Genomic DNA, 5,034 nt, shown 5'->3' on the forward strand with positions numbered 1-5,034 from the left:
GGCGACAGTGCGCGCCAGCCCTCGTCGAGGACCTTCGGCGCGGCCGCGACCTTCTTGCCCGCGACCCGCCAGGGCTGCTCGACCAGGGCAACGGTGACCCCAAGGGCGGGCAGCCGGGCGGCGAGGGCCGCCAGGTCGCGGGCCTCGATGCCGCCGCCGGCGCCGTGGCCCAGGGCCAGCACCAGGCGGGCCGCGCGGGCGTCGTGCCAGGTGATCCGTGCCTCGCCGGCGGGGGTCGGCACGCTCTGGGTTCGCAACGTCATGCGCCCCATCCTGCCGGGCTCAGAACAGCGTGCCGAGTTCCGGCGCGGCCAGCTCCTCCAGCAGCTCGGGGCCGTTGTTGCGGACGTTCGAGACGGCGGTGGAGACCGGGTAGGCCCGCATCAGCCCGCCGGGCGGCGGCTCGAGCAGGGCGCGCAGGTCGTCGACGTCGGTGCGGGCCGGGTCCAGCCAGGGGTCCCAGCGGTCCGGGGTGAGCATCAGCGGCATCCGGGGGTGGATCTCGGCGAGCGAGGCCGGGCCCTCGGCGGGGGCGACCGCGAGCGGGCCGCTCTCGGCCTCGGTGGTGATCACCGAGCAGGTCGCCCACCAGGCGAGCGGGTGGTCGTCGGGCAGGGTCCGGTCGCGCCAGAACTCGTAGATGCCGGCCATCGCGAAGACCGAGCCGTCGGCGGGGAGCACGAAGTACGGCTGCTTGCGCGGCCGCTTCTTCCTGCCCTCGACCTCCAGCCGGCGCTCGTCGGTCCCGGTGACCCACTCGTAGTAGCCGTCGGCGGGGATGATGCAGCGCCGCTGGGCGAAGGGCTTGCGGAAGGAGGGCTTCTCGTGGAGGGACTCGGCGCGGGCGTTGATCATCCGGGCGGCGCCGTCGGGGTTCTTGGCCCAGGACGGGACCAGGCCCCACTTCAGGACGCGCAGCTGGCGAACCGGACGCCGGTCGGGCGCGTCCTTCAGGGGACGGTCGAGTACGGCGTAGACCTCCTTGGTCGGCGCCACGTTCCAGTCGGGGGCCAGGGCCTCCTCGGGCTCCCACTTCTCGACCCCGAAGATTCCCACCAGGTCCTCGGGCCTACGACTCGCCGCATAACGTCCGCACATGGCTGCCACACTGCCATGGCATCCGCACCCCGACGCAAGGAGCCCGCCACCCCATGACCGCACCATCCGCGGGCCTCACCGCGTCCTCGTCGGGCCTCGCCGCGTCCTCTTCAGACCTCACTGCGTCCTCGTCGGGCACCACCGCCGCCGGCCTGTGGGACCGGCTCACCGGCCTCCAGGAGGCACCCGAGCTGTGGCTCGTGGTGGTCACCGCCGCGGTGGCGCTGGCCCTCGTGGCGCCGCACCCGGTCTGGCGGATATCCCGCAACGCCGTGACCATCGCGCACGAGGGCGGCCACGGGCTGATCGCCGTGCTGACCCGCCGGCGGCTGGAGGGGATCCGGCTGCATTCGGACACCAGCGGCCTGACCATCAGCCGGGGCAGGCCCACCGGCATCGGGATGATCCTGACCGCGGCCGCCGGCTACACCGCCCCGCCGCTGCTGGGGCTGGGCGGGGCCGCCCTGCTGGCGGCCCACCGGATCACGCTGCTGCTGTGGGTGGCCACCGCGCTGCTGCTGGTGATGCTGGTGATGATCCGGAATGCGTACGGGGCGCTGACGATGGTCCTCACGGGGGGCGGGTTCGTGCTGGTGTCCTGGCTGGCGCCGGCCGACGTACAGGCGATCTTCGCGTACGGGGCGGTCTGGTTCCTGCTGATGGGGGGCGTGCGGCCGGTGTTCGAGCTGCAGGCGAAGCGGAGGCACGGCGGGGCTCCCGATTCCGACGCGGACCAGCTGGGCCGGCTCACCCATCTGCATCCGGTCGTGTGGCTGATCATGTTCCACGTGGTGTCGCTGTGCTGCCTGATCGGCGGCGGGCGGTGGTTGCTCGGCCTGTGAGCGGCTCGTCCCGCCCCCCGGGTCTGCCACTAAAGTGATGGCCATGACCCAGACCCCTGCGCTGCCCGCCCTCTGGCCCGCCCCGCTCGCCGACGGTGCCGTCCGTGCCACCGTGACCGTGCCGGGGTCGAAGTCGGTGACCAACCGCGCCCTGGTGCTCGCCGCGCTCGCCTCGGAGCCCGGCTGGGTGCGCCGGCCGCTGCGCTCGCGCGACTCCCAGCTGATGTCGGACGCGCTGCGCGCGCTGGGCGTGGGTATCGAGGAGACGGTCTCCTCCAGCTCCGCCGGGGACGCCGGCTCCGGTGAGGCCTGGCGGGTCATCCCGGCCGCCCTGCACGGCCCGGCGACGGTGGACGTCGGCAACGCGGGCACCGTGATGCGCTTCCTGCCGCCCGTGGCCACGCTGGCGGACGGCGACATCCGCTTCGACGGCGACCCCCGCTCCTACGAGCGCCCGCTCGGCCAGGTCATCGAGGCGCTGCGCGCCCTCGGCGCGCGGATCGACGACGGCGGCCGCGGCGCGCTGCCGATGACGGTGCACGGCGGTGGGGCGCTGGAGGGCGGCACGGTCGAGATCGACGCGTCGAACTCCTCGCAGTTCGTCTCCGCGCTGCTGCTGTCCGCGCCGCGCTTCAACCAGGGCGTCGAGGTCCGGCACGTCGGCAGCACGCTGCCCTCGCTGCCGCACATCAGGATGACGGTGGAGATGCTGCGCGCGGCGGGTGCCCAGGTGGACACCCCGGAGGCGGGCGGCGAGAAGAACGTGTGGCGGGTGGCGCCGGGCGCGCTGCTGGGCCGCGACATGGTCGTGGAGCCGGACCTGTCCAACGCGCAGCCGTTCCTGGCCGCCGCGCTGATCACCGGCGGCACGGTGACGATCCCCGACTGGCCGCGCCGCACCACGCAGCCGGGTGACGCGCTGCGCTCGATCTTCACCGAGATGGGCGGTTCCTGCGAGCTGACCGACGCGGGCCTGGTCTTCACCGGCACCGGCACCGTCCACGGCATCGACGTGGACCTCGGCGACGTCGGCGAGCTGACCCCGGGCATCGCGGCGGTCGCGGCCCTGGCCGACTCCCCGTCCACCCTGCGCGGCGTGGCGCACCTGCGGCTGCACGAGACGGACCGGCTGGCGGCGCTGACCAAGGAGATCAACGAGCTGGGCGGCGACGTCACCGAGACCGCCGACGGCCTGCACATCCGCCCGCGCCGGCTGCACGGCGGCATCTTCCACACCTACGACGACCACCGGATGGCCACCGCGGGCGCGGTGATCGGCCTGGCGGTCGAGGGTGTCCAGATCGAGAACGTCGCGACCACCGCGAAGACCCTGCCGGACTTCCCGACGATGTGGACGGACATGCTCTCGGGAGCGGGAGAGTAGCGCGATGCGCCGGTACGGCAAGCACACCGACGAGGACGACATCCGGGCCCGTCCCAACCCGAAGGGGAACCGGCCCCGGACGAACATCCGGCCCAAGCACGAGGACGCGGCCGAGGGGTTCGTCCTCACGGTCGACCGGGGCCGGCTGACCTGCCTGGTGGAGGACCGCAAGGTCACCGCCATGAAGGCCCGCGAACTGGGCCGCAAGGCCGCGGTCGTGGGCGACCGGGTGGGCCTGGTCGGTGATCTGTCGGGCCGCAAGGACACCCTCGCGCGGATCGTGCGGATCGAGGAGCGCCGCTCGGTGCTGCGGCGTACCGCGGACGACGACGACCCGTTCGAGCGGGTGGTCGTCGCCAACGCCGACCAGCTGGCGATCGTGACGGCGCTGGCGGACCCCGAGCCGCGGCCGCGGCTGATCGACCGCTGTCTGGTCGCCGCGTACGACGCGGGCCTGACACCGCTGCTGGTGCTGACGAAGTCGGACCTGGCGCCGGCGAACACGCTGCTGGAGACGTACGCGACGCTGGGCGTGGACCACGTGGTCACCAACCGCGAGGAGCTGGAGAACGGCGACGCGGCGGAGCGGGTGCGCGAGCGGCTGGCCGGGCACATCACCGCCTTCGTGGGTCATTCGGGCGTCGGCAAGACCACGCTGGTCAACTCCCTGGTGGCGGAGGACCGTCGGCGGGCGACCGGGCACGTCAACCGGGTCACCGGGCGCGGGCGGCACACCACGACCTCGGCGCTGGCGCTGCCGCTGCCGGGCGTGGAGGGCTGGGTCATCGACACCCCGGGCGTGCGCTCGTTCGGGCTGCACCACGTGGACCCGTCCCGGGTGATCCTGGCCTTCCCGGACCTGGTGCCGGGTACGGAGGAGTGTCCGCGGGCGTGCAGCCACGACGAGAAGGACTGCGCGCTGGACGGGTGGGTGGCCGAGGGCCACGCCGACCCGGCCCGGCTGTACTCGCTGCGGCGGCTGCTGGCGACGCGGGAGCGGCGCGAGGGCGACTGAGGGCTGCGGGGCGCGGGGGCGGCTGAGGCCCTGGGCGTGGGGGCGGTTGACGTCCCGGTACGCGGGGGCGGCTGACGCCGTTTCACGACGTTTGCCGGGTGGCATGTCTGGTAAATGCATAATCGCACCGAGTGGCGCGAGGCCGACGTGCGTGGCCCAGACCGTGTCACCTGACGCGGGGAGGCATGCGCATGGCGTGGCTGATGGTCGTGGTCGCCGGCATCCTGGAGACCGGTTTCGCGGTGTGCCTGAAGCTGTCCCACGGCTTCACCCGGCTGTGGCCGACCGTCGCCTTCATCGCCTTCGCGCTCGGCAGTTTCGGCCTGCTGACCCTGGCGCTGAAGAAGCTGGAGGTGGGCCCGGCGTACGCGGTGTGGACCGGCATCGGGGCCGCCGGCACGGCCGTCTACGGCATGGTCTTCCTCGGCGACCTGGTCTCCACCCTCAAGATCGTCTCGATCTCGCTGGTCATCGTCGGCGTGATCGGCCTCCAGTTGTCGGGCTCGGCGCACTGAGCGCCCCGAGCAGATCACCGAGGGCCGGCTCGGCCGGGCCGTCGGCGGGCGCGACGACGTAGGACAGCGCGAGGCGTACGGCGAGCTCGCAGAGCCCGGCCGGGTCCGGGGAGCCGGTGGCACCCAGCGCGGCGGCCGCCCGGTCGCGGACCGCGCGGGCGAGGGCGCCCGGCTCCGGGG

At 73.7% G+C, this 5,034-nt stretch carries 5 protein-coding genes and 2 pseudogenes; 4 read left to right on the plus strand and 3 right to left on the minus strand.

Annotation, left to right across the window (positions count from 1 at the left end; genetic code table 11):
• Together GPJ59_RS33315 and GPJ59_RS33320 are read right to left on the minus strand one after the other, a co-directional pair.
• Positions 1-263, minus strand: a pseudogene (locus GPJ59_RS33315) (hydrolase); the annotation flags it as partial.
• A 19-nt stretch (positions 264-282) separates the two neighbouring features.
• Complete coding sequence (locus GPJ59_RS33320) at positions 283-1,098, minus strand: SOS response-associated peptidase (protein ID WP_219671648.1); 816 nt, start codon at positions 1,096-1,098, stop codon at positions 283-285.
• Positions 1,099-1,151: 53 nt separating this feature from the next.
• Between GPJ59_RS33320 and GPJ59_RS33325 the strand changes: the two genes are divergently transcribed.
• The 4 genes from GPJ59_RS33325 (at position 1,152) to GPJ59_RS33340 (ending at position 4,854) form a co-directional block, all read left to right on the plus strand.
• The gene (locus GPJ59_RS33325) at positions 1,152-1,940 is read left to right on the plus strand and encodes a M50 family metallopeptidase (RefSeq protein ID WP_219671649.1); all 789 of its coding nucleotides are present in this window, start codon (positions 1,152-1,154) and stop codon (positions 1,938-1,940) included.
• 43 nt (positions 1,941-1,983) lie between these two features.
• Complete coding sequence (gene aroA, locus GPJ59_RS33330) at positions 1,984-3,324, plus strand: 3-phosphoshikimate 1-carboxyvinyltransferase (RefSeq protein ID WP_219671650.1); 1,341 nt, start codon at positions 1,984-1,986, stop codon at positions 3,322-3,324.
• Between the two features lie 4 nt (positions 3,325-3,328).
• Positions 3,329-4,339, plus strand: coding sequence for a ribosome small subunit-dependent GTPase A (gene rsgA, locus GPJ59_RS33335; RefSeq protein ID WP_219671651.1), 1,011 nt, complete (start codon positions 3,329-3,331; stop codon positions 4,337-4,339).
• Between the two features lie 191 nt (positions 4,340-4,530).
• Positions 4,531-4,854 carry a DMT family transporter gene (locus tag GPJ59_RS33340; protein WP_219671652.1) on the plus strand — a complete coding sequence of 108 codons (324 nt, stop codon included), beginning with the start codon at positions 4,531-4,533 and terminating at the stop codon, positions 4,852-4,854.
• On the opposite strand, the pseudogene GPJ59_RS38110 reads toward GPJ59_RS33340, so the two are convergent.
• Positions 4,808-5,034, minus strand: a pseudogene (locus GPJ59_RS38110) (TetR/AcrR family transcriptional regulator); the annotation flags it as partial. The gene GPJ59_RS33340 and the pseudogene GPJ59_RS38110 sit on opposite strands and share 47 nt — an antisense overlap.

The organism is Streptomyces bambusae (assembly GCF_019400985.1).
GTDB lineage: Bacteria > Actinomycetota > Actinomycetes > Streptomycetales > Streptomycetaceae > Streptomyces > Streptomyces bambusae_A.

What these genes read in the sequence shown, in the direction of transcription:
- aroA (WP_219671650.1), top strand. Translation starts at nt 1,984, where the DNA reads ATGACCCAGACCCCTGCGCTGCCCGCCCTCTGGCCCGCCCCGCTCGCC.
- GPJ59_RS33325 (WP_219671649.1), top strand. Translation starts at nt 1,152, where the DNA reads ATGACCGCACCATCCGCGGGCCTCACCGCGTCCTCGTCGGGCCTCGCC.
- rsgA (WP_219671651.1), top strand. Translation starts at nt 3,329, where the DNA reads ATGCGCCGGTACGGCAAGCACACCGACGAGGACGACATCCGGGCCCGT.
- GPJ59_RS33320 (WP_219671648.1), bottom strand. Translation starts at nt 1,098, where the DNA reads ATGTGCGGACGTTATGCGGCGAGTCGTAGGCCCGAGGACCTGGTGGGA.
- GPJ59_RS33340 (WP_219671652.1), top strand. Translation starts at nt 4,531, where the DNA reads ATGGCGTGGCTGATGGTCGTGGTCGCCGGCATCCTGGAGACCGGTTTC.